Source organism: Plantibacter sp. Leaf314, from assembly GCF_001423185.1.
In the GTDB taxonomy this organism is placed as follows: domain Bacteria; phylum Actinomycetota; class Actinomycetes; order Actinomycetales; family Microbacteriaceae; genus Plantibacter.
In genome coordinates, this window is the sequence record NZ_LMOB01000001.1 from 811,880 (window position 1) to 834,407 (window position 22,528).

Annotated in this window: 21 protein-coding genes; 5 read left to right on the forward strand and 16 right to left on the reverse strand. The window is 68.6% G+C overall.

The window, feature by feature from the left end; translation table 11 throughout:
• Positions 1 to 36 precede the first annotated feature (36 nt).
• From ASF68_RS03795 to ASF68_RS03805, 3 genes are all read right to left on the reverse strand, one after another.
• Positions 37 to 1,170, reverse strand: a complete 1,134-nt coding sequence (locus ASF68_RS03795) for a branched-chain amino acid aminotransferase (protein WP_082455848.1) — start codon at positions 1,168 to 1,170, stop codon at positions 37 to 39.
• 43 nt (positions 1,171 to 1,213) lie between these two features.
• Positions 1,214 to 2,269, reverse strand: coding sequence for a 3-isopropylmalate dehydrogenase (locus ASF68_RS03800; RefSeq protein ID WP_056007027.1), 1,056 nt, complete (start codon positions 2,267 to 2,269; stop codon positions 1,214 to 1,216).
• A 101-nt stretch (positions 2,270 to 2,370) separates the two neighbouring features.
• Positions 2,371 to 3,894 (reverse strand): MFS transporter, encoded by a 1,524-nt coding sequence (locus tag ASF68_RS03805; protein ID WP_235526748.1) that lies wholly within the window; start codon positions 3,892 to 3,894, stop codon positions 2,371 to 2,373.
• Positions 3,895 to 4,008: 114 nt separating this feature from the next.
• On the opposite strand from ASF68_RS03805, the gene ASF68_RS19315 reads away from it, so the two are divergent.
• Entirely contained in the window at positions 4,009 to 4,566 is a 558-nt protein-coding gene (locus ASF68_RS19315; RefSeq protein ID WP_056007033.1) for a TetR/AcrR family transcriptional regulator, read from the forward strand.
• Positions 4,567 to 4,628: 62 nt separating this feature from the next.
• On the opposite strand, the gene serA is transcribed toward ASF68_RS19315, so the two are convergent.
• The 3 genes from serA to ASF68_RS03825 form a co-directional block, all read right to left on the reverse strand.
• A complete protein-coding gene (gene serA / locus ASF68_RS03815; RefSeq protein WP_056007036.1) occupies positions 4,629 to 6,221 on the reverse strand; it encodes a phosphoglycerate dehydrogenase in 1,593 nt (530 codons plus the stop codon).
• Between the two features lie 115 nt (positions 6,222 to 6,336).
• A complete protein-coding gene (locus tag ASF68_RS03820; protein WP_157580189.1) occupies positions 6,337 to 6,708 on the reverse strand; it encodes a hypothetical protein in 372 nt (123 codons plus the stop codon).
• Between the two features lie 5 nt (positions 6,709 to 6,713).
• Complete coding sequence (locus tag ASF68_RS03825; RefSeq protein WP_056007042.1) at positions 6,714 to 7,283, reverse strand: hypothetical protein; 570 nt, start codon at positions 7,281 to 7,283, stop codon at positions 6,714 to 6,716.
• Between the two features lie 70 nt (positions 7,284 to 7,353).
• Between ASF68_RS03825 and ASF68_RS03830 the strand changes: the two genes are divergently transcribed.
• Positions 7,354 to 7,740, forward strand: a complete 387-nt coding sequence (locus ASF68_RS03830; protein WP_082498472.1) for a DoxX family protein — start codon at positions 7,354 to 7,356, stop codon at positions 7,738 to 7,740.
• A 45-nt stretch (positions 7,741 to 7,785) separates the two neighbouring features.
• Here ASF68_RS03830 and ASF68_RS03835 read toward each other — a convergent pair whose 3' ends face one another.
• From ASF68_RS03835 to ASF68_RS03860, 6 genes are all read right to left on the reverse strand, one after another.
• A complete protein-coding gene (locus ASF68_RS03835; protein ID WP_056007045.1) occupies positions 7,786 to 8,541 on the reverse strand; it encodes a copper homeostasis protein CutC in 756 nt (251 codons plus the stop codon).
• A 53-nt stretch (positions 8,542 to 8,594) separates the two neighbouring features.
• Positions 8,595 to 9,509: a carbohydrate ABC transporter permease gene (locus tag ASF68_RS03840; protein ID WP_056007049.1), complete on the reverse strand. Its 915-nt coding sequence runs from the start codon at positions 9,507 to 9,509 to the stop codon at positions 8,595 to 8,597.
• Positions 9,506 to 10,510, reverse strand: coding sequence for a carbohydrate ABC transporter permease (locus ASF68_RS03845; RefSeq protein ID WP_056007053.1), 1,005 nt, complete (start codon positions 10,508 to 10,510; stop codon positions 9,506 to 9,508). Before ASF68_RS03845 ends, ASF68_RS03840 begins: the two co-directional genes overlap by 4 nt.
• The gene (ngcE, locus tag ASF68_RS03850) at positions 10,507 to 11,913 is read right to left on the reverse strand and encodes an N-acetylglucosamine/diacetylchitobiose ABC transporter substrate-binding protein (protein ID WP_056007057.1); all 1,407 of its coding nucleotides are present in this window, start codon (positions 11,911 to 11,913) and stop codon (positions 10,507 to 10,509) included. Before ngcE ends, ASF68_RS03845 begins: the two co-directional genes overlap by 4 nt.
• Before the next feature lie 95 nt (positions 11,914 to 12,008).
• Complete coding sequence (locus ASF68_RS03855; protein ID WP_056007060.1) at positions 12,009 to 12,788, reverse strand: sugar isomerase domain-containing protein; 780 nt, start codon at positions 12,786 to 12,788, stop codon at positions 12,009 to 12,011.
• Between the two features lie 10 nt (positions 12,789 to 12,798).
• The gene (locus ASF68_RS03860) at positions 12,799 to 13,746 is read right to left on the reverse strand and encodes a MurR/RpiR family transcriptional regulator (protein WP_056007063.1); all 948 of its coding nucleotides are present in this window, start codon (positions 13,744 to 13,746) and stop codon (positions 12,799 to 12,801) included.
• A 90-nt stretch (positions 13,747 to 13,836) separates the two neighbouring features.
• On the opposite strand from ASF68_RS03860, the gene ASF68_RS03865 reads away from it, so the two are divergent.
• The 3 genes from ASF68_RS03865 to ASF68_RS03875 all read left to right on the forward strand — a co-directional run bounded on the left by ASF68_RS03865 (position 13,837) and on the right by ASF68_RS03875 (position 17,307).
• Positions 13,837 to 14,865, forward strand: coding sequence for an N-acetylglucosamine kinase (locus ASF68_RS03865; protein WP_162239336.1), 1,029 nt, complete (start codon positions 13,837 to 13,839; stop codon positions 14,863 to 14,865).
• Positions 14,862 to 15,863 (forward strand): Gfo/Idh/MocA family protein, encoded by a 1,002-nt coding sequence (locus ASF68_RS03870; RefSeq protein ID WP_056007068.1) that lies wholly within the window; start codon positions 14,862 to 14,864, stop codon positions 15,861 to 15,863. Before ASF68_RS03865 ends, ASF68_RS03870 begins: the two co-directional genes overlap by 4 nt.
• A 121-nt stretch (positions 15,864 to 15,984) precedes the next feature.
• Positions 15,985 to 17,307 carry an alpha-L-fucosidase gene (locus tag ASF68_RS03875; protein WP_056011326.1) on the forward strand — a complete coding sequence of 441 codons (1,323 nt, stop codon included), beginning with the start codon at positions 15,985 to 15,987 and terminating at the stop codon, positions 17,305 to 17,307.
• 88 nt (positions 17,308 to 17,395) lie between these two features.
• Here the strand turns inward: ASF68_RS03875 and ilvC are convergent, their stop codons facing one another.
• From ilvC to ilvD, 4 genes are read right to left on the reverse strand one after another with little or no spacing between them, the layout of a single operon-like run.
• Complete coding sequence (gene ilvC / locus ASF68_RS03880; RefSeq protein ID WP_056007071.1) at positions 17,396 to 18,424, reverse strand: ketol-acid reductoisomerase; 1,029 nt, start codon at positions 18,422 to 18,424, stop codon at positions 17,396 to 17,398.
• Between the two features lie 48 nt (positions 18,425 to 18,472).
• Complete coding sequence (gene ilvN / locus ASF68_RS03885) at positions 18,473 to 18,982, reverse strand: acetolactate synthase small subunit (RefSeq protein WP_056007074.1); 510 nt, start codon at positions 18,980 to 18,982, stop codon at positions 18,473 to 18,475.
• Between the two features lie 2 nt (positions 18,983 to 18,984).
• Positions 18,985 to 20,790, reverse strand: a complete 1,806-nt coding sequence (locus ASF68_RS03890) for an acetolactate synthase large subunit (protein WP_056007077.1) — start codon at positions 20,788 to 20,790, stop codon at positions 18,985 to 18,987.
• 42 nt (positions 20,791 to 20,832) lie between these two features.
• Positions 20,833 to 22,527, reverse strand: coding sequence for a dihydroxy-acid dehydratase (ilvD, locus tag ASF68_RS03895; protein ID WP_056007079.1), 1,695 nt, complete (start codon positions 22,525 to 22,527; stop codon positions 20,833 to 20,835).
• Between the last annotated feature and the right edge of the window lies 1 nt (position 22,528).

Genomic DNA, 22,528 nt, shown 5'->3' on the forward strand with positions numbered 1-22,528 from the left:
CGCACGAGGTGCGGGGCTTCCCAGGGTGCTCGGAGCCTATTCGGCGCTCGAGGACGTCTCAGCGTCGAGTCGGGTCATCCACCCGTGGCGGTCCGGCAGACGTCCGTACTGGATGTCCGTCAGCTCCTGCCGCAGGGACATCGTCAGTTCTCCGGCGGGTGCGTCTGCGTCTCCGACGGTGAAGTCCCGTGCCTTCAGCTGCGCGATCGGGGTGACGACCGCGGCGGTGCCACAGGCGAACACCTCGACGATGTCGCCGCTCTCGACGCCCTCACGCCATTCGTCGATCGTGACCCGACGACGCTCGACCGGGTGACCGCGGTCCGCAGCGAGCTGGAGGATGCTGTCGCGGGTGATTCCTTCGAGGATCGAGTCGGACTCGGGCGTGACGAGGGTGCCGTCCTTCTTGACGAGCACGACGTTCATCCCGCCGAGCTCCTCGATGTAGGTCGCCTCCTGCGCGTCGAGGAAGAGGACCTGAGCGCAGCCCTGTTCGTAGGCCTCAGCCTGCGGCAGCAACGACGACGCGTAGTTCCCACCCGTCTTCGCCGCACCGGTGCCGCCCTTGCCGGCGCGGCTGTAGTCGGTCGACAGCCAGATCGACACGGGCGTCACGCCTCCGGTGAAGTAGGCGCCGGCCGGGCTGGCGATGACGTAGTAGTTCACCTTCTTGGCGGGGCGGACGCCGAGGAAGGCCTCCTTGGCGAACATGAAGGGCCGGAGGTACAGGCTGGTCTCCGGCGCGGACGGCACCCACGAGCCGTCGACCGCGATGAGCTGCTTGATCGACTCGACGAAGTACTCGACGGGGAGCTCCGGCAAGGCGAGTCGCTTGGCCGAGCGCTGCAGGCGTCGGCCGTTCGCGTCCGGCCGGAACGACCAGATGGACCCGTCGGCATGGCGGTAGGCCTTCAGCCCCTCGAAGATCTCCTGGGCGTAGTGCAGGACCGCGGCGGCCGGATCGAGTGAGATCGGGCCGTAGGGCTGGACACGGGGCCGGTGCCAACCGCCGTGCTCCGACCAGCAGATGTCGACCATGTGGTCGGTGAAGTGCTGGCCGAACCCGGGGGCGGCGAGGATCGCGTCGCGCTCGGCCGCCGGCACGGGCTGCTCGTTCGGGGTCACGGTGAAGGCGAGTTCGCGCCGTGCCATGGGGAGGTTGATCGTCATGATGGTGTCTTCCGTCTGGATCTGCGTGTCAGGTGGGCGTCGTCTACCGCTTCGCCGCGAGGGCCGCGATCGCATCGCCGACCTCGGTCGTCGAACGCGCTGCGCCCGTGCGGGCGGCGATGTCGGCGGTGACGGCAGTGGCCACTCGTGCCGCCTCGGTCTCGAAGCCGAGATGCGACAGCATCAGGGAGACGGAGAGGATGGCGGCGGTCGGATCGGCCAGCTGCTTCCCGGCGATGTCGGGCGCCGATCCGTGGACGGGCTCGAACATGCTCGGGTACGTGCCGTCCGGGTTGATGTTTCCCGAGGCCGCGAGACCGATGCCGCCGCTGATCGCGCCGGCCAGATCGGTGAGGATGTCGCCGAAGAGGTTGTCCGTGACGATGACGTCAAATCTAGCAGGATCGGTGACGAGGAAGATCGTGGCGGCGTCGACGTGGAGGTAGTCGACCGCCACGTCGGGGAACTCGGCGGACACGGCGTCGACGACGCGCTTCCAGAGCGATCCGGCGAAGACCAGGACGTTGGTCTTGTGCACGAGGGTCAGCTTGCCCCGGCGAGCCACCGCGGCGGCGAACGCGTAACGGACCACGCGCTCCACGCCGTAGGCCGTGTTCACCGAGACCTCGTTCGCGACCTCGTGCGGCGTTCCTTGGCGGATCGCCCCGCCGTTGCCGACGTAGGGCCCCTCGGTCCCCTCGCGGACGACGACGAAGTCGACCGCCCCGGGCTCGCGCAGCGGGCTGGGCACCCCCGGGTACACGACGGTCGGTCGCAGGTTGACGTAGTGGTCGAGGCTGAAGCGGAGCTTCAGGAGCAGGCCGCGTTCGATGTTCGCGTTCGCGAGCCGGGGGTCGCCGGGCACGCCGCCGACGGCGCCGAGGAGGATGGCGTCGTGCGAGGCGATCGCGGCGAGGTCGGCTTCGGTCAGCACCTCGCCCGTCTCGAGGAATCGGGCGGCACCGAGGGAGAACGGGGTCTGCTCGAATCGCGCCTCGCCGCCCTCGATCGCGGCGTCCAGCACCTTGAGCGCCTCGCCCACGACCTCGGGACCGATCCCGTCGCCGGGGATGACTGCGAGCTTGACGGTGCGGGACATGGGACTCCTGAGGGTGCGACGACGGTGTGCGCCCAGCTTAACGCCTGGCACCACGACGCGGTCGTGCCACCCGAGCCCGGGTGGCACGACCGACGCGCGCCTTACCGGACGCGGCGCAGACCGATCGCCGCGACGAGCATGGCGGCGACGATGAGGCCGACCCCGATCCAGGCCGCGACGCCGACGCCGCTGTCGAAGGCGTGCCGTGCCGACTCCATCAGCGCACCGGCCAGGTCGCCCGGGAGCTGCTCCGCGACGGTCGCCGCTCCACCGAGGGTCTCCCCCGCCGCCTGCTGCTGGACGGCGGTGAGCCCGTCCGGCAACACCACCGAGGAGCGGTAGGACGCGGTGAGCACCGTCCCGAGGGTCGCCGTGCCGAGGACCGCACCGAGTTCGTAGGCGGTCTCGGACACGCCGGACGCGGCACCGGCCTTCTCCGGCGGTGCGCTCGCGATCACGAGTTCGTTCGACACCGTCTCGGCGGATCCGATGCCGAGGCCGAGCGCGACGAACGCGAGTCCGATCCCGAAGGCCGAGACGTCGCCACCGGTGATCGCGATGGACGCGTATCCGACGGCCGAGACGACGAGGGCGACGGGCACGACGATCCCCGGGCGGACCCGCTTCGAGATGGGCACGATCACGAGACCGGCGACGATCATCACGATGAGACCGGGCAGCAGGACGAGGCCGGCGTCGAGTGGCGCCAGACCGAGGACCAGCTGCAGGTGCTGCGACACGAAGAACAGACCACCGACGAGCGCGGTCACGCTGAGCAGGTTGATGACCACGGCGCCACTGAACGAGGCTCGCCGGAAGAGACTGAGATCCAACAGCGGGTGCTCGAGCCGGAGCTGTCGCCGGATGAACAGGATGCCGCTCGCGACGCCGACGACCATCGAGACGACGGTGACGACGTCGAAGCCGGCCTCGGCCAGGTGCTTGACGCCGAACACGAGCGGAGTCATCGTCACGAGGATGAGCACGATGCTCGGAACGTCGATGCGACCCGGATCCGGGTCCTTGGACTCGGGGATGAGGAACGGTGCGAGCACGACGAGCGGCAACAGTACCGGCACCGCCAGCAGGAACACCGCGCCCCAGGCGAAGTGCTCGAGGATGACACCACCGACGATCGGTCCGAGCGCACTGCCGGCGGCGAACCCGCTGGCCCACACGGCGATCGCGAACCGTCGCTGGTCGCGGTCGAGGAAGATGTTCCGCAGGAGCGAGAGCGTGGACGGCATCAGCATCGCGCCGAAGAACCCGAGGGCAGCCCGGGCCGCGATCAGGAGCTCTGCGCTGGGCGCGAAGGCGGCAGCGACGGAGACGACACCGAAGCCGATGGACCCGATGAGGAGGAGCCGACGGCGACCGATCCGGTCGCCGAGGCTACCCATCGACACGAGCAGGCCGGCGAGGACGAGCGGGTAGACGTCGACGATCCAGAGCAGCTGCGTCCCGGTCGGGGTGAGCGCGCTCGAGATGGCGGGCAACGCGAAGTTCAGGACCGTGTTGTCCACCGACACCAGGAGCACGGGGAGCATGAGGACGGCGAGCGCGAACCAGGCTCGTCGACCGGCGCGCGGAGCGAGGACGGCGGTGGGTTCGGTTGCGGTGGACACGATGACCTCTTTCGGAGCGTGGAGAACGGCGCCGGTCGGGCGCCGCCCGCTCGACTATACCGTCCAGCCGGTATAGTATCAAGACGAACCCGACCAGCCGAATACGATGGAGCCATGGCGAAGCAGACCGCAGCCCGAGAACGCGTCCTCGACGCCTTCGCCGACCTGCTCATCGAACAGGGCGAACGCGCTGCGACCCTCGATGCCGTCGCCGCCGCGGCCGGGGTCTCCAAAGGTGGACTGCTCTACCACTTCGGCAGCAAGGACGCCCTCGTCGACGGCCTCATCGAGCGACTCGCGGAGATGAGCGAGGCCGACACGGCGCGGATGCTCGCGGCCCCGGAGGGCGTCGTCGAGTACTTCGTGCGGACCTCCGTCGACTGCGGCACCCCGTTCGACCGGACGATCATCGCCGTCGCGCGGCTGGCGCAGGGACAGCACGCGCAGGCGAGCGAGGCCATGTCCCACATCCGGCGCAGCTGGCTGCGCACCGTGGAGGACGCCGTCGGCGATCCCGACACCGCCCGCGCGATCGTGCTGATGTCGGACGGCCTCTACGCCAACACCGCACAACTCGGCATGGGGGTCAGCGACCCCGACGAGGGCAGTGACGAGTCGATCGAACGGCTGCTCGCCGTCATCGCGCGGCTCCTGCCCGCACCCTCCCACTGACCGTCCGGAGACGACGACGCCCCACCCCGGCACCGACCGGGGTGGGGCGTCGTCGATGGGTGCTACTGCTCGGTGATGTCGATCTCGCGCAGGAGCGTGGCGTCGATCGTCTCGCGGATGACCTCGAGCACGTCGTCGGCGACGGGTGAGTCGACCGTCAGCACGCTGAGCGCCGGTCCGCCGGCCTCGTGCCGGGCGATCTGCATGCCGGCGATGTTGATGCCGGCCTCGCCGAACCGCTGGCCGTAGACCGCCACGATTCCGGGACGGTCCGTGTAGACCATGACGATGTGGTGCTTGGCGAACGGCACCTCGACGTCGTACCCGTTGATCTCGACGATCTTCTCGATCTGCTTCGTCCCGGTCAGGGTGCCGGAGACGGAGATCTGCGATCCGTCGCTCAAGGCGCCGCGCAGCGTGATGACGTTCCGGTACTCCTCGCTCACCTCGTCGGTGAGGAGTCGGGCGACGACGCCGCGCTGCTCGGCCAACAGCGGCGCGTTCACGTAGGACACCGTCTCGCTGACGATGTTCGTGAAGATCCCCTTGAGTGCGGCGAGCTTCAGAACGCTGACGTCGTAGCCACTGAGCTCGCCGTGCACCTCGACGTCGACGCTCGTCAGCGACGAGGTCGACAGCGAGGCGAACACCTGTCCGAGCTTCTCCACGAGCGGGATACCGGGACGGACGTACGGGTCGATGACGCCACCGGCGACGTTGACCGCGTCGGGGACGAGTTCGCCACCGAGGGCGAGTCGCACGGATTTGGCGACGGACACGCCGGCCTTCTCCTGTGCTTCGTCCGTCGAGGCGCCGAGGTGCGGCGTGACGATGACGTTCTCGAGGCCGAGCAGCTTCGTGTCCGTGGGCGGCTCGGTGACGAAGACGTCGAGACCGGCGCCGGCGATCACACCGTTCGAGAGCGCCTCGTAGAGGGCGTCCTCGTCGATCAGACCACCGCGGGCGACGTTCACCACGTAGGCCGTCGGCTTCATGAGTGCGAACTGCGGGCCGGCGATCATGCCCGTCGTCTCCGGCGTCTTCGGCATGTGGATCGTGATGAAGTCGGACTGAGCGAGCAGTTCGTCCAACGTGACGAGCTGCACGCCGAGCTGCTGCGCACGCGCCGACGTGACGTAGGGGTCGTAGGCGATGACGTTCGTGCCGAACGCCTGGAGGCGGGCGGTGATGAGCGCGCCGATCCGACCGAGACCGATGATGCCGATGGTCTTCTCGTACAGCTCCGTGCCGGTGTACTTGGAACGCTTCCACTGGCCCTGGGCGAGCGCGGCGTGGGCTGCCGGGATGTGGCGAGCGAGGCTCAGGATGTGGCCGACGGTGAGTTCGGCCGCGGAGATGATGTTCGACGTCGGCGCGTTGACGACCATGACACCCGCCGTCGTCGCGGCCTTGATGTCGACGTTGTCGAGGCCGACCCCGGCGCGGGCGATCACCTTGAGACGGGTCGCCGCCTGGATCGCCTCCTCGTCCACCTTGGTGGCGGAACGCACGAGGATCGCGTCCGCATCGGCGATGGCGTCGAGCAGCGCAGGGCGGTCCGTCCCGTCGACGGAGCGCACCTCGAAGTCGGGCCCGAGGGCGTCGACGGTGGCTGGTGAGAGTTCTTCGGCGATCAGTACGACCGGTTTCGACACGGAACGGTTCCTTCGCAGTAGCAGTGGGGTGGGCAGCGCGTCGGTGTCCGGCGGCCGTCGCAAGCCTATCGGAGGCGCACTCGGCGGTTCGTCGTGTGACGCCGCCGCCGGTGGTTCAGGCGGAGAGGTCGATGAGCTGCTGGGCGCCGAACATCGCGAGGATCGACAGTGAGACGGCCGCGACCACGCAGAGCGCGACGAGGTATCTGACCGCCTGCTCCCCCAGTGAGCGCCCGCGACCCGTCCGGTACGCGATCGCGAAGGCCACGATCGGGAGGAGGAGGCCACCGATGAGGACCACCCAGCCGAGCGGGAGGACCGGGACGCCGAGGCCGTCCGCCGTTCCGAGGATGCCGACGAGGTTGCCGACGCCTTCGAAGACGTCGTAGGCGAAGAACAGGCCGAACAGGACGGCGATGCACCAGCTGAGCCAGGAGGGGCGAGGGGTGGTGGGCTTCGGAGCGGTGTCCGCACGGGTCGAGGGCATCGCGATCACACTCCTCGGAGGAACGGCCAGGGCAGGATGAGCAGGACGCCGAGGAGGAGCATGGCGATCCGGACGAGTGGCCTGCCGCCACGCGTCAGCCAGAGGGTCGCGGCCATCCAGACGGGTCCGGCGGCGACCGCCAGACCCTGCCCGAGGTCGAACATGAAGCGGCCGACCGCGTCGCTCGGGGGTGCGGCGTCCGGCCGGAACGCCGAGATGAGCCAGCCGACGCTGTAGAGCAGGAACACGCCGCCGAAGATGCCGAGGGTCACGAGCATCACCGAGCTCATCTGCTCACGCTCCGCGACGGCAGGCCCGGCCGGCACCCGATCGGCTGCAGCCACCTCGTCCGGCTCGGACTGCTGCTCGGCCTCCACGGGGGTCGCCGGAACGGAGGCCGAGGGAATGGGGGCCGAGGGGACCGATTTGTCGAGCCGCGCGGCCGGAGCGGGGGTCTCGAGCGCCTCACTCGAGGGCGCTCCTCCTCGGCTTCGCTCGCCTGACGCTGAAGGGTCGAGCGTCGGATCGTCGTCTCCGGCCCAGCTCAGCGCGTCGTCGTCCCGCTGCTCCGTCATGCCGCCAGCCTATCGTCGCTGAAGCGTCCTCAGGTGCGACGGCCGGCCCGCGACGGAGCACAATGGCACGGTGAACCCGTTCTCCATCCTGCAGTCCATCCTGACGATCGTCCTCGCGCTCATGTTCGTCGGGATGGGCCTCCTCCACTTCCTCCCCGGCCCGGGGAGGACCATGGCCGCGATGATCCCCGACCGGCTCCGCGGCACGACTGTCACCCCACGGATGCTGGTCCTCTTCACCGGCGTCTGCGAGATCGCCGGCGGTCTCGGCCTGCTGATCCCGGCGACGAGGATCGCCGCGGTCTGCTGCCTGATCGTGTTCCTCATCGCCGTCTTCCCGGCCAACGCCGCCGCCGCCCGGCAGCCCGCCCGGTTCGGTCGCCTCGCGGTCCCCCTCGTGCCGCGGCTGATCGGCCAGCTCGTGCTGATCGCCGCACTCGTCGCCGTGGCGATCTGACGACCCGGACCGATCAACCTGCTGCCGGCGGACGGCCGGCGACCGTCACACCGCGACGGCGGCGCGGCGGACCGCTGCGACGGCTCGGGCGACCGTCGTCGCGTCGGTGATGTCGTAGCTCGGGGATCCGCCGCCAGGACCCGTCTCGGTGACCCGCCCGGCCCGGCGTCGGGCGGAGAGGTGCACCGCGTCGACCCCGGCTCTGGCGAGCGTCGGGATCGCGTCGATCGTCACTCCCCCGCCGGCCATGATCTCCATCGAGCCGTCACCGTTCGACGCCATCGCCGCGAGCTTCTCCGCGCCGTCGATGCTCGCTCGCGCGCCACCCGACGTCAAGAGGCGGTCGACCCCGGCGTCGCGGAGCTCGTCCGCGGCGCGGACCGGGTCGAGCGTCGCGTCGACGGCACGGTGGAACGTCACGGCAAGCGAACCGGCGGCCTGCCGTAGTTGCGCCAACGCCTCCGTGTCGATCGTGCGATCGGCCCGGAGGGTGCCGACGACGATCCCTGCAGCACCCGCCGCCTCCAAGGCGAGGATGTCGCCCGACATGACCTCGATCTCGGCCGGTGTGTAGACGAACCCGCCTTCACGAGGCCGGACCAGGACGTGGACGAAGTCACCGAGCCCGGCCTCGTCCGCCGCCCGGACCGCGGCCATGACGAGGCCGATGGACGGGGTGAGCCCGCCGGACCCGAGGGCCTGGCAGAGCTCGACCCGCTGTGCACCCTCGCGGATGGCGATGCGGACCCCCTCGAGGTCCTGGACAGCGATCTCGACGGCGATTGGCGACTGGGAGCTCATTCGGACCATTGTTCCAGGGATCCCCTCGGTGGCATGACGCGCACGCCGATGCGCTACTTGTCCGTGCCCTGCGAAACCGAACCCTGCAGCTGACGCTGGAAGATCAGATACACGATGAGCACGGGGACGACGGTGATGACGGACGCCGCGAAGAGCGCACCGAAGTCCACCGAATACCCGGCCTGAGCCGCGAACGACGCCATGCCCTGCGTGAGGACGTAGTTCTGCGGGTTCGAGTTGAGCGCCACCGGCAGGAGGAACTGGTTCCACAGGCCCACGAAGTTGAGGATCGCGACGGTCGCGAGCCCTGGCCGCGCCATCGGGAGCATCACCTGGAAGAACGTCCGCCACTCCCCTGCTCCGTCGATCGCGGCCGCCTCGGCGATGGAGACCGGCAGCGACTTGAAGAAGGAGAAGAGGAAGAACACGGTGAACGGGAAGGCGAACGCCGCGTACGTGAGGATGAGTCCCGGGAGCGAGTTGAGCAACCCGAGGCTCTGCAGCACGAAGAACAACGGCACGATCGCGAGGAACACCGGGAAGGTGAGACCGGCGAGCATCAGATAGTAGATCGCTCGGCTCCCGAAGAAGCGGAACCGCGCCAGCACGTACGCGCACATCGAACCGAACAGCATGGTCACGATCAGGGCGCCGAAGACCACCACGATCGAGTTCAGGAAGAAGCTCCCGATGCCGGCCGTCGTCCACGCGTTCACGTAGTTGTCGAAGTTCCAGTTCGACGGCAGGGAGAACGGCGAGGCGAAGATCTCCGAGCTGGTCTTGAACGACGACATGACCGTCCAGAGCAGCGGGACGACGACCACGATGGACCAGATGATCAGCACCGTGTGGGATGCCGTCCCGACGACGCGGTCGCCCGTGGTCGGTTTGCGGCTGGCCGGTGTGCGCGTACCGGGTTTCCCGACGACCGCCGGGTTCGCGGTCGTCGCCGTGGTCTGGACGGTCATTCCGCCACCCCTTCATCGTTGCCGCCGGTGAGCCGGCTGACCAGGAAGACGACGCCGGCGAACATCAGGGTGACGAGCGCGAGCACGACCCCCATGGCGCAGGCGTAGCCGAACTGGCCTTTGGTGAACGCCGTCGTGAACAGCTGCTGCGACATCACGAGCGTGGTGTTCGACGGGCCGCCGCCCGGGTTCAACGCGGCCATGTACACGAACGCGTCGAGGGCGAGGATGCCCATGTAGATGTACGCCGTCTGGATGTTGTCCCGGATCAACGGGATGGTGATCGTGAGCGCGGTCCGCAGGCGACCCGCGCCGTCGATCCGTGCCGCCTCGTACACCTCGGCCGGCACACCCTTGATCGCCGCGATGAAGAGCACCGTGTAGAACCCGATGAGTCCCCAGACGATGACGAACATGGTGGCGATCATCGCCGTGTCCGGCGAACCGAGCCAGGCGAACGAGGCGAACTGGTCGAGACCGATGCCGGTCAGGAAGCCGTTCAACAGCCCGGACGACGGGTCGTAGATCTGCTTCCAGATGAGGCCGATGACGATGGCCGGCACGACGTACGGGAAGAACGTGATCACGCGGTACACGCTGGAGTTGCGGAGGCCGCGGATCGGTCCGTTGCTCGGTCCGCCGATCGTGATGAGGGAGGCGAACAGGAACGCGATCCCGAGGGTCACGAGCGGCAGGACGATCGCGAGCGCGACGCTGTTGCCCATGGACTGGAGGAAGGTCTGGTCCTGGAAGAGCTTCGTGTAGTTCGAGAACCCGACGAAGTCCATGCCCGGGGAGAACCCGGACCAGTTCGTCAACGAGTAGTACGCCGCTTGCGCGAACGGTGAGACCACGAAGACGACGTACCCCACCACCGGCACGATCAGGAAGACCAGGAAGAACGAGACCCGGTCGAACGTGAAGTCCCGGCGGCGCAGCCGCCGGGCGGCGGGAGGGGTGGCCCCTCCCACCTTCCCGATCGGCGTGCCGACGGCCGTCATTTGACGGTGACCTTGTCCACGGAGTCGTCGTTGCGGACCTTGTCGGAGATGTCCTGCATGCCCTTGGTGAGCGTGGCGACGTCGGAACCACCCTGGAGGAACGTGTTCCAGAGGACGAGGAGGTCCGTGTTGAGCCCGTAGAGGTCGATGAAGCTCCAGGAGAACACATCGGTGCCGGCGTCGTTCAGCATCTTCACCTGGGACACGAGCGCCGTCGAACCGAAGCCGTCCTCGGGGATCGTGTCCTTCACGATGGTCGACGAGAAGGTCGTCTTCGCGAAGTTGACCGCAGCGTCGTTGGAGAGCATGGACCGCAGGAACTCCTTGCCACCGCCGACGTTCTTGCCCTGCGACGGGACGATGAACCCTTCACCGGCCGTGCTGTGCAGCGCCGAGTACGGCAGAGCGGAGTCGGCGGAGACCGTCGGCTCGGGCGCGCCGGTCATCTTGAAGCCGTCCTTCGTCTGGGTCTTCATCTCGTTCTCGATCCAACCGCCCGAGGGGTAGAGGATGAAGTCCTCCGAGTTGCTCCACTGCGCCTGCGCCGCGGTGAACTGCGTTCCGGCGCCACCGGGCTTGACGTACCCGGCGTCGATGATCGCCTTGAGGCCCTTGAGCACGTCCTGGACGGCCGGCTTCGACCAGCAGTCCGCCTCGAGGTTCTCGAGCGCCAGACGGACCTCGTCGCCGCCCTCCTTGATCGCCGAGGCGATCGCCATCGTCAGGTAGTAGGTGGCCGCCTCGGTGCCCCAGCCGAACAGGTACTTGCCCTGCTCCTTGGCCTTCGCGCCGAGGTCGAGCGCCTCCGCCCACGTCTTCGGGGGCGTCCAGCCGTTCGCCTCGAAGAGCGCCGCCGAGTACCAGACCGCGTAGACCGTCAACACGTAGTTCAACTGCACGAACTTGCCGTCGAAGGTGCCCGGCTCGACGACACCCGGGTAGAGGGTGTCCTTGATGACCTTGCCCTCGTAGTTCTTCGCCTCGATGACGTCCGTCAGGTCGGCGAGCTGCTCGCGGATGGTGTTGATGCCGATGAGGCCGGCACCGCTGTTGTCGATGACGTCCGGCGGGTTGCCTGCGACGAACCGCGGCTGGAGGGTCTGGGCGATGTTCGTCGCCGCCGTGACCTTGACGGTCGAGCCCTTCTGCTGCTTCTCGACGAGCTTGCCGGCGAACTCGGTGTACTCGATGCCGTACCCGCCCTTGAAGATGACGGCGTCGACCGTCGAGTTGGCTGCCATGCCGAACGGGTTGTCGGCCGTGACCGGTCCGCCGGTGGTGGTCGCCCCGCCTCCACCGCCGACACAGGACGCGAGCGTCCCGCCGAGCGGGAGGAGGATCGCGGTCGCGAGTGCCCCTCGGAGGAAATCGCGGCGTTGGAGCGTTGCTGGCTGCTTGTCCATCGGTCTACCTTCCAGTGATTCGTGTCGTGCCCGGGTGTGGTGCTGTCGGGGTGGTGCGGTCGGGTGTGTGGTGCGGGTGTCGGGGCGCCTCAGGCTCAGGCGTCACGTCGGATCCGGCCTCGGTAACGGTCCTCGAGCACACCGTTGTGCTCGTCGCCGCCTGGGATGTTGGCCGAGATGTAGAGCGGTGGGGTCTCGCCGGTCGCCGCGATCCTGGTCGCGACGCCGATGGTGAGGAGTTGCGCGAGGTACGCGGCCGTGATCGAGGAGACCGCGCCGACCGGGACGCCGTCCTGGACCTCGATGGTCGCGTCCCCGAAGGGGGCGCGGTTGTCGAGGACGACGTCGGCGACCTCGGAGAGCCGCAGTCCGCTCGGGTGCTTGGGCTCGACGCGCGAGGTGTGCTCGAGCGAGGTGACCGCGATGACGGGGTGGCCGTGCTCCTTCGCGAGCAGGGCGAGCCCCACGATCGACCCGTTGACGCCGGAGTTCGAGGCGATGATGAACACGTCGCCCGGCCCCACGGGGGAGATCGCGAACAGTTCCGCCGCGACGTCGCCGCTGCGTTCCAGTGCGGCACCACCGAGGTCGTCGACGGACCGGTCGCCGCGCAGGACGACGTCGCGCAGGGCGATCTTGTTCGTCGGGATCAGCCCGCCCGCACGGCCGGCGATCTCCATCGCGAAGGCCTCGGAGTGGCCGGTACCGAACGCCTGGATGACCGCGCCCTGGTCGAGCGCCGTGATCAGGAGGTCGATCGCGGGGTCGAGCTCGCCGGACCGCGCCGCCCGGGTGATGTCGGCGATACGCGAGGTGACCTCCTCGGTGTACTGGTCGAGGTGATCCGTCCAGCTCGTGGTGGATGCGGTGCTCATGCGGTTCCTCTCAGACGCCAACGGGCGACGGGGTCTCGGAGAGGGCTCCGGCCCTCGTCGGTCGGCGGTGGGGGGCGACCGCGAGCGCGGAGGCCGCGAGGCGCTTGGTCGTGCGTTCGAAGTTCTGCTGGGCGACGAACAGGTAGAGCAGGTCGAGGACGAACAGCTGGCCGTGCTTGGCGGAGAGGTCGTCCGGCTGGAGGAACCGTTCGTGGGCCGAGGTGATGATGGCCAGGGCCGACTCGGCCACGAGCGGGGAATCCGGGTTGTTGCTGATCGCCACGGTGAGCGCGCCGGCGCGGCCGGCCTGGCGGAGCATCTGGATGGTCTCCTCGGTGCGTCCGGTGTTGCTGATACCGAGGGCGACCGTGTCGGGTCCCTGGATCGCCGCGCTCGTGAGGCCCGCGTGCACCTCCGACCAGGCGTGCGTGCTGATGCCGATCCGGTAGAGCCTCGCCTGCATCTCGTCGGCGAGCATCGCACTCCCGCCGACACCGTAGATGTCGACGTTCCGGCTCCTCGCGATCGCTCCGGCGATCTCGAGCATGACGTCGAGGTCGATCACCTCGGCGGTCTCGCGCAGCGTCCGCGTGTGGGCGTTGAGCAGGGTGCTCAGGACGTCGGGCGCCGAATCGTCGGGACCGAACGCCCGACCGATGTCGGTGCGCCAGGAGTCGCGGGCCGTGCTGCGACCGAAGTCCTTCGCGAGGTCGACCCGGAACGGCGCGTACCCCGTGTACCCGATGATGCGGCAGAAGCGGGTGATGGTCGCCGCGGAGACGCCGGTTTCGGCGGCGAGTTCACCGATCGTGAGGGTGAGGGGGGCGTCGGGGTTCTCCAGGAGGTAGTCCGCGATCCGCAGCATGACCCCGGACATCTCCGGCATCCGCGACCGAATCCGGTTGGTCACGCCGGTGGCGTGCTCGACCGGTGGGTCGGTGCGGACGGAAACAGTCATGGAAATTCCTTTTCTCCTTCGTTGGAGGGACGCGAAACTGATTCTTACAGTACGTTGTGGCCCACGGCAACATGTTTCGAGATGATGACGATGATGAAAACAACACTGGCGGTCGATGCCGGCGGCACCTCGTCCCGCGCGGCGCTCGTCGACGCCTCGGCCCGGCGCCTCGGCTCCGGGCGGGCGGGCGGCGGGAATCCGACCTCGTCGGGCGTCGACGCCGCTGCCGCGCAGATCGCCCTCGCGGTCCGTGCCGCGCTCGACCAGGCCGGGAGCACGCCGTCCGGCCCGGCCGTCGAGACCGGGTCGCCCGTGGTGATCACGCAGGCGGGACTGGTGTCCGACGCCTACCGGCGGGCCCTCGACGCGCACCTCAGCCCGCTCGGACTCGGACCGGTCGTCATCGAACCGGATCTCCTGGGCATGTACGGATCCGGCTCGGCGTCTCCCGACGGCATCGTCCTCGTCGCGGGCACCGGGAGCGTCGCCGGACGGATCAGGGACCGCCGGGTCGTCCGCGAGGTCGGTGGCGCCGGGTGGCTCCTCGGCGACGGCGGCTCCGGGTTCTGGATCGCCCGTCGGGTGATCCGCGCGGTCGCCGCCGACCTGGACGACATCGGACCGAGGACCGCGCTCACCCCGTTGCTCTGCCGGATGATCGGCATCACACCGGAGACGACGACCTCCGACCACGCGCACCGTCGCCGATCGTCGGCGCTCGACGCGCTCATCCGGTCCGTGAACGACGGTCCGCCCATCGCCATCGCACGCCTCGCGCCGCTCGCCTTCCTGGCCACTGACGACGAGGTCGCGGTGGCGATCCTCGACGCCGCAGTAGACCGGTTGACGCTGCTCGTGGAGCGCGTCGCGGATCCGGGCTCGGAAGACCACGACGCCGCGCTCGTCGTCGGTGGGAGCGTCCTCGTGGACGGCCTCCTCCCGGCCGTCGGTTCTGCGAGGGACCGCCTGTCGGCCGCGGCCGCGGGAGCCCGACTCGTCCCGGTCGCCGACGGCCTCGTCGGCGCCGCGGCCCTCGGCCTCAGAATGCTGGGCGAGGACGTCGACGACGCGACGCTCGGTCGGCTGCGCGACGACCTGGCGGCGGGGGCGACCCGATGACGCCGGGGCACATCGCCGTCATCGGCACCGGCGCCATGGGGCAGGCGCACGTCCGCGCCCTCGCCGGACTCGGCGCAGCCGACCGGATCGCCTACCTATGCTCGGCGCGCTCTCCGAGGCCCATGCCCGAAGCACCGGGCGCGCGGCTGACGACCTCCGTCGACGAGGTGCTCCACGACGCCTCGGTCGACATCGTCGTCGTCTGCACGCCGACCGACACCCACCGGGACCTCGCGGTCCGCGCGCTCCGAGCCGGCAAGCACGTGCTGCTGGAGAAACCCATCGCCCTCGAACTCGCCGACGCCCACGCGATCCTCCGTGCCGCCGAGGAGGCTGGACGCATCCTCATGGTCGCGCACGTCGTCAGGTTCTTCGGCGGGTACGAGGCGATCGACGACGCCGTGCGCGCCGGCGCCGTCGGCACGCCCCTCGCGGTCACGGCCGAACGATTGAGCGCCCCCGCTCCCCCGTCCCCGTGGTGGCAGGACGAGCGACGCTCCGGCGGCCCGTTGGTGGACTTCGCGATCCACGACTTCGACCAGCTGAACCGGCTCCTCGGCACGCCGCGTGCCGTCTCGAGCCGCCGGACCGGCTCAGACCGACCGATCGAGACGACCGTCGAGTACGCCGACGGCGGCATCGGGCGCGTCCTGACGTCGATGGACCTCCCGCCCGCCTTCGGGTTCAGCTCGGCCATCGAAGTACTCGGCAGCACCGGCCTCCTCGCGCACCGCTTCGTGGGCGCGTCCCCGACGCATCGCGCACCCCTCTCGATCGAGGCGCTCGGTTCCGCGACGCCGAGTCGGCCGTACGAGCTCGACGAGACCGACCCCTATCAGCGACAGATGGCCTCGTTCCTCGACTGCGTCGAGCGAGACGTCGAACCGGTGCGGGTGACCGGGCCGAGCGCGATCGCGGCGCTCGCCGTCGCTCTCGCGGCGAAAACCTCATTGGACACCGGGACACCGGTGCAGCTCGCCGAGCCCACCGACGGCTGAACCGCCGGTAGGACGCTGACGGTGTGTGCCGCCGTTTGCCGCACGATGCGGCCAGACATCCGACCTTTCGTGTTAGCCTGCCCGCATCGCCGTGAACCCGCTCGACGATCGAAAGGCCGCCGTGACCGAGACCAACACCACCAGACCCGACGCCGCCTGGTTCGACGAGGCGAGATTCGGACTCTTCCTGCACTGGGGCCTGTACGCGCTCCCCGCCCGGCACGAATGGGTGCAGACGCGGGAACACCTGTCCGCCGCGCACTACGAGCGCTACCGCGAGCACTTCGACCCCGACCGCTTCGACCCGCGCGCCTGGGCCAGGCAGGCGAAGGCCGCCGGCTTCCGATACGCCGTCCTCACGACGAAGCACCACGACGGCTTCTGCCTCTGGGACTCGGCACTCACCGACTTCACCTCGATGCACACGCCCGCCGGCCGTGACCTCGTGGCCGAGTTCGTGGAGGCCTTCCGGGCCGAAGGGCTCCGCATCGGTTTCTACCACTCGCTGATCGACTGGCATCACCCCGACTTCACCGTCGACGGGATCCACCCGCTCCGGAACGACCCCGAAGCGCTCGCCGCCAACGCCGACCGCGACTGGGGCCGCTACCGCGATTACCTCCACGGTCAGGTGCGCGAACTCCTCACCGGGTACGGCACGGTCGACTACCTGTTCTTCGACTTCAGTTACTCGCAGGGCATCGAGGGACTGCCGGGCAAGGGTGCGGCGGACTGGGGATCCGAGGAACTCGTCTCGATGATCCGCGAGCTGCAGCCGGACATCCTCATCAACGACCGACTGGAGCTCCCGGGTGATGTCACCACTCCGGAGCAGTACCAACCCGTCGAGACACCGGTCGACGCGGACGGTGGACCGCTCCGCTGGGAGGCCTGCCAGACGTTGAACGGGAGCTGGGGGTACGACCGGGACAACCTCGACTACAAGTCACCGGAACTCCTCCTGCGGATGCTCGTCGACTCCGTCTCGAAGAACGGCAACATGCTCCTGAACATCGGACCGACGGCCCGCGGGACGATCGATCCTCGGGCCGTCGAACGCCTGGAGGTGCTGGCCGACTGGTTCGCGCTGCACGAACGCGCGATCCGCGGGTGCGGTCCGTCAGAGTTCGCGAGCCCGTCCGATGTCCGGTACACCCAGCGCGGTGACCGCCTCTACGTGCACGTCTTCGCCTGGCCGTTCGTGCATCTGCACCTGCCGGGACTCGGCGGCAGGGTGCGCTACGCACAACTCCTGTCGGACGGCTCCGAGGTCCCCTTCCAGGTGCATCGACCGGAGCACGACCTGCCGAACCAGCACACCCAGCCGAAGGGGCTCGGTCCGGACACGGTGACGCTGCATCTCCCGATCGGCGAACCCGCCACCCCGATCCCCGTCATCGAGATCTTCCTCGAGCCGGGCACGACCGGAGTGGCAACGGCCTGAGGCCTCCCACAGACGACGAAACGCCCGCCCCGACGGATCGGGGCGGGCGTTCTGACTCGGTGCCGCTGAGCGACAGGACGAGCGGAGACTAGCGGGCGACGCTGCCGTCGACGTAGTCGTCGTCGTTCGAGGCGTTCCACGCGAAGAGCTTCCGCAGCTCGCGACCGGTGGCCTCGATCGGGTGGTCCTCACCCTTCTTACGCAGCTCGAGGAACTCGGGCGCGCCGGCGTCCTGGTCCTCGATGAAGCGCTTCGCGAAGGTGCCGTCCTGGATGTCCTTGAGGACCGCCTGCATGTTGGTCTTAACACTCGGGTCGATGACCCGCGGGCCGGAGACGTAGTCGCCGTACTCGGCCGTGTCGGAGACGCTCCAGCGCTGCTTGGCGATGCCGCCCTCCCAGATGAGGTCGACGATGAGCTTCAGCTCGTGGAGCACCTCGAAGTACGCGATCTGCGGCTGGTAGCCGGCCTCGGTCAGGGTCTCGAAGCCGTACTGGATCAGCTGCGAGACACCGCCGCAGAGGACGGCCTGCTCGCCGAACAGGTCGGTCTCGGTCTCCTCGGTGAAGGTGGTCTTGATGCCGCCGGCACGCAGGCCGCCGATCGCCTTGGCGTAGGACCAGGCGAGCGCCCAGGCGCTGCCGGTCTCGTCCTTCTCGACGGCCACGATGACGGGGACGCCACGGCCGGCCTCGTACTCGCGACGCACGGTGTGACCCGGGCCCTTCGGGGCGACCATGAAGATGTCGACGCCCTCGGGAGCCTCGATATATCCGAAGCGGATGTTGAAGCCGTGGCCGAAGACGAGGGCCTTGCCCGGTGCGAGCTGGTCCTTGATCGACTCGGCGAAGATCGTGCGCTGGAACTGGTCCGGCGCGAGGATCACGATGACGTCGGCCCATGCGGAGGCGTCGGCCACGTTCTTGACGGTGAAGCCCTGCTCCTCAGCCTTGGCGGCCGACTTGGAGCCGTCCTTCAGGCCGACGACGACCTCGACACCGGAGTCGCGGAGGTTGAGCGCGTGTGCGTGCCCCTGCGAGCCGTAGCCGATCACGGCAACCTTCTTGCCCTGGATGAGCGACAGGTCTGCGTCCTGGTCGTAGAAAATCTCAGTCACTGGTGGTTCTCTCCTTGGTTGTGGTTTCGCACGATGTCGCCGAGGCGACTAGTTCTTGAAGACGCGTTCGGTGATGGACTTGGACCCGCGCCCGATGGCGAGGAGGCCCGACTGGGCGATCTCCTTGATGCCGTAGGGCTCGAGCACCTTGAGGAAGGCCGTCGTCTTCCCCGAGTCACCCGTGACCTCGATGACGAGCGCATCCGTGGCCACGTCGACGACGCGGGCGCGGAACAGGTTGACGGCCTCGAGCACCTGGGAACGGGTGGAGTTGTCGACGCGGACCTTGATCAGCAGGTGCTCGCGCTGGACGGACTGCGCCGGATCGAGTTCCACGATCTTGATGACGTTGATGAGCTTGTTGAGCTGCTTCGTCACCTGTTCGAGCGGGAGCTCCTCGACGTCGACGACGACCGTGATCCTGGACAGACCCTCGATCTCGCTGTGACCGACGGCGAGGCTCTCGATGTTGAAGCCCCGGCGGGCGAACAGCCCGGCGACGCGGGTCAGCAGACCGGGCTTGTCCTCGACGAGGAGGCTCAGGACGTGGCTGCTCATGCTCAGGCCTCCTCATCGAACGACGGACTGTGGTCCTTGGCGTACTGGACGTAGCTGTTGCTGACGCCCTGCGGCACCATCGGCCACACCATCGCGTCGGCACTCACGACGAAGTCGATGACGACCGGGCGGTCGTTGGTCTCGAGCGCGAGCTTGATGGCCGCATCGACCTCCTCCTCCTTCGTCACACGGATCGCGAGGCAGCCGTAGGCCTCCGCCAGCTTGACGAAGTCGGGGATGCGGATGGTGTCGTGTCCGGTGTTGAGGTCGGTGTTGGAGTACCGGCCGTCGTAGAAGAGCGTCTGCCACTGGCGGACCATGCCGAGCGAGGAGTTGTTGATGATCGCGACCTTGATCGGGATGTTGTTGATCGTGCAGGTCGCGAGCTCCTGGTTCGTCATCTGGAAGCAACCGTCGCCGTCGATCGCCCACACGTGGCGGTCGGGCTGGGCCACCTTGGCGCCCATGGCGGCCGGGACCGAGTACCCCATGGTTCCGGCGCCGCCGGAGTTGAGCCAGGAGTTCGGGCGCTCGTACTTGATGAACTGGGCGGCCCACATCTGGTGCTGCCCCACACCGGAGGCGAACACACCCTCCGGTCCGGTGAGCTCACCGATGCGGGAGATCACGTGCTGCGGGGCCAGCAGGCCGTCGGTGGGTGCGGCGTAGCCGAGCGGGAACTCCTCGCGGAGACCGTCGAGGTACGCCCACCACTCGGTGATGTCTGGCGTGACCTCGCGGGAGGCTGCTTCGAAGGCCGACTGCAGGTCGACGATGACGTCCTTCGCGTCGCCGACGATCGGGACGTCCGCGATACGGATCTTCGAGATCTCGGCGGGATCGACGTCGACGTGGACGACCTTCGCGTTCGGTGCGAACAGCGAGGCCTTCCCGGTCACGCGGTCGTCGAAGCGAGCGCCGAGGGACACGAGCAGATCGGACTCCTGCAGGGCGAGCACGGCGGGGACGGTGCCGTGCATGCCGGGCATGCCGAGGTGCTGGTGGTGGGAGTCCGGGAACGCTCCGCGGGCCATGAGGGTCGTGACGACCGGCGCGCCGACGGCTTCGGCCAGGGCGAGCAGTTCTTCCGAGGCCTTCGACCGGATGACACCGCCACCGACGTAGAGAACGGGCTTCTTCGCGTTCACCAGGAGCTGTGCTGCTGCCTGGATCTGCTTGCCGTGCGCCTTCGTCACCGGACGGTAGCCCGGAAGGTCGACCTTCGGCGGCCAGATGAACGGCGCCTCGGCCTGCTGGGCGTCCTTGGTGATGTCGACGAGCACCGGACCGGGACGGCCCGTCCCGGCGATCTCGTACGCCGCCGCGATGGCGGCAGGAACGTCCTCCGGCGTCTTCACGAGGAAGGAGTGCTTCGTGATCGGCATGGTGATGCCGACGATGTCCGCCTCCTGGAACGCGTCCGTGCCCATGAGCGTCGAGAACACCTGACCGGTGATCGCGACCATGGGCACCGAGTCCATGTAGGCGTCGGCGATGGCGGTGACGAGGTTCGTCGCGCCAGGACCGGACGTCGCGATGCAGACGCCGATCCCGCCACCGGCCGCGGCGTAGCCTTCGGCCGCGTGGCCGGCACCCTGCTCGTGCCGGACGAGGATGTGACGGAGTTTCGTCGAGTCCATCAGCGGGTCGTACGTCGGCAGGATCGCTCCGCCGGGCAGTCCGAAGATGTCGGTGACCCCGAGCAGCTCGAGCGATCGGACGATCGCCTGCGCTCCGGTCAGGATCTCCGGGGCAGCCGCGGCCGCCGGTGTTCTGGGGTGAGGCACGGGTTGGGACTCCGTGGGCATGATGATTCCTTCAGCGATGAGATGCACGAACGAGATGCTCGGTTACCCCGTGATCGCGCCCTCCGCTGCGGAGTGCACGAGACGAGAGTACTTTGCGAGAACGCCACGGGTATAGCGCGGGGGAAGAGGCGCCCAGCCTTCGCGGCGGGCTTCCAGCTCTGCGTCGTCGACGAGTAGGTCGAGCGAGCGGCCAGCGATATCGACCCGTATCAGATCACCATCGCGCACGAAGGCGATTGGACCTGCGTCCACCGCTTCGGGTGCTATGTGGCCGATGCACAGTCCGGTTGTGCCGCCTGAGAATCGACCGTCCGTCAAGAGTAGTACATCTTTGCCGAGCCCGGCGCCCTTGATGGCTGCCGTGATCGCGAGCATCTCGCGCATCCCCGGCCCGCCCTTCGGGCCCTCGTAGCGGATGATGACGACGTCGCCCTTGTTGATCTTGCCCTCGGTGAGCGCGTCCATGGCACCGCGTTCACGTTCGAAGACCCGCGCGGGCCCTTCGAAGACCTCGGCGTCGAAGCCGGCGGTCTTCACGACGGCTCCCTCGGGGGCGAACGAGCCCTTGAGGATGGTGATGCCGCCGGTCGCGTGGATCGGGTTGTCGAGCGTCCGGATGACCGTGCCGTCGATCGGGTCAGGGTTGATGTCGGCGAGATTCTCGGCGACCGTCTTGCCGGTGACCGTGAGGCAGTCGCCGTGCAGGAGTCCGGCGTCGAGCAGGGCCTTCATGACGACGGGGACGCCGCCGTGGCGGTCGACGTCGTTCATGACGTACTGGCCGAACGGCTTGAGGTCGCCGATGTGCGGGACCTTGTCGCCGATGCGGTTGAAGTCGTCGAGCGTGAGGTCGACCTCGGCCTCGCGGGCGATCGCCAACAGGTGCAGGACGACGTTCGTGGAACCACCGAACGCCATCGCGACGGCGATCGCGTTCTCGAAGGCCTCCTTGGTGAGGATGTCGCGAGCGGTGATGCCGAGGCGGAGCATGTTGACGACGGCCTCACCCGAGCGGTGCGCGAAGTAGTCGCGGCGGCGGTCGGCCGAGGGCGGCGAGGCCGAGCCGGGGAGGCTCATCCCGAGTGCTTCGGCGACCGAGGCCATGGTGTTGGCCGTGTACATGCCACCGCACGCGCCCTCGCCCGGGGCGATGGCGCACTCGATGCGCTTGAGGTCTTCTTCGCTCATGTTCCCGGCCTTGCAGGCCCCGACCGCCTCGAAGGAGTCGATGATCGTGACCTCCTTCTCCGTACCGTCGCTCAGCTTGACCCACCCTGGAGCGATCGAGCCCGCGTACAGGAACACCGAGGAGAGGTCGAGACGCGCGGCCGCCATGAGCATGCCGGGCAGCGACTTGTCGCAGCCGGCGAGCAGGACGGTGCCGTCGAGGCGCTCGGCCATGACGACGGTCTCGACGCTGTCGGCGATGACCTCACGCGACACGAGCGAGAAGTGCATGCCCTCGTGCCCCATCGAGATGCCGTCGGAGACGGAGATCGTGCCGAACTGGAGCGGGTACCCGCCACCGGAGTGGACGCCTTCCTTGGCGCCCTGGGCCAGGCGGTCGAGCGAGAGGTTGCAGGGCGTGATCTCGTTCCACGAGCTCGCGATGCCGATCTGCGGCTTGTCCCAGTCCTCGTCGCCCATGCCGACGGCGCGGAGCATGCCGCGCGAGGTGGTCGCCTCGATCCCGTCGGTGACGGCACGACTGCGTGGTTTGATGTCGATCTCTGGCATT

Excerpts from the sequence above, each read along its gene's own strand:
- ASF68_RS03795 (WP_082455848.1), bottom strand. The coding sequence starts at position 1,170 with ATGACGATCAACCTCCCCATGGCACGGCGCGAACTCGCCTTCACCGTG.
- ASF68_RS03800 (WP_056007027.1), bottom strand. The coding sequence starts at position 2,269 with ATGTCCCGCACCGTCAAGCTCGCAGTCATCCCCGGCGACGGGATCGGT.
- ASF68_RS19315 (WP_056007033.1), top strand. The coding sequence starts at position 4,009 with ATGGCGAAGCAGACCGCAGCCCGAGAACGCGTCCTCGACGCCTTCGCC.
- ASF68_RS03820 (WP_157580189.1), bottom strand. The coding sequence starts at position 6,708 with ATGCCCTCGACCCGTGCGGACACCGCTCCGAAGCCCACCACCCCTCGC.
- ASF68_RS03825 (WP_056007042.1), bottom strand. The coding sequence starts at position 7,283 with ATGACGGAGCAGCGGGACGACGACGCGCTGAGCTGGGCCGGAGACGAC.
- ASF68_RS03835 (WP_056007045.1), bottom strand. The coding sequence starts at position 8,541 with ATGAGCTCCCAGTCGCCAATCGCCGTCGAGATCGCTGTCCAGGACCTC.
- ASF68_RS03840 (WP_056007049.1), bottom strand. The coding sequence starts at position 9,509 with ATGACCGTCCAGACCACGGCGACGACCGCGAACCCGGCGGTCGTCGGG.
- ASF68_RS03845 (WP_056007053.1), bottom strand. The coding sequence starts at position 10,510 with ATGACGGCCGTCGGCACGCCGATCGGGAAGGTGGGAGGGGCCACCCCT.
- ngcE (WP_056007057.1), bottom strand. The coding sequence starts at position 11,913 with ATGGACAAGCAGCCAGCAACGCTCCAACGCCGCGATTTCCTCCGAGGG.
- ASF68_RS03855 (WP_056007060.1), bottom strand. The coding sequence starts at position 12,788 with ATGAGCACCGCATCCACCACGAGCTGGACGGATCACCTCGACCAGTAC.
- ASF68_RS03860 (WP_056007063.1), bottom strand. The coding sequence starts at position 13,746 with ATGACTGTTTCCGTCCGCACCGACCCACCGGTCGAGCACGCCACCGGC.
- ASF68_RS03865 (WP_162239336.1), top strand. The coding sequence starts at position 13,837 with ATGATGAAAACAACACTGGCGGTCGATGCCGGCGGCACCTCGTCCCGC.
- ASF68_RS03870 (WP_056007068.1), top strand. The coding sequence starts at position 14,862 with ATGACGCCGGGGCACATCGCCGTCATCGGCACCGGCGCCATGGGGCAG.
- ilvN (WP_056007074.1), bottom strand. The coding sequence starts at position 18,982 with ATGAGCAGCCACGTCCTGAGCCTCCTCGTCGAGGACAAGCCCGGTCTG.
- ASF68_RS03890 (WP_056007077.1), bottom strand. The coding sequence starts at position 20,790 with ATGCCCACGGAGTCCCAACCCGTGCCTCACCCCAGAACACCGGCGGCC.
- ilvD (WP_056007079.1), bottom strand. The coding sequence starts at position 22,527 with ATGCCAGAGATCGACATCAAACCACGCAGTCGTGCCGTCACCGACGGG.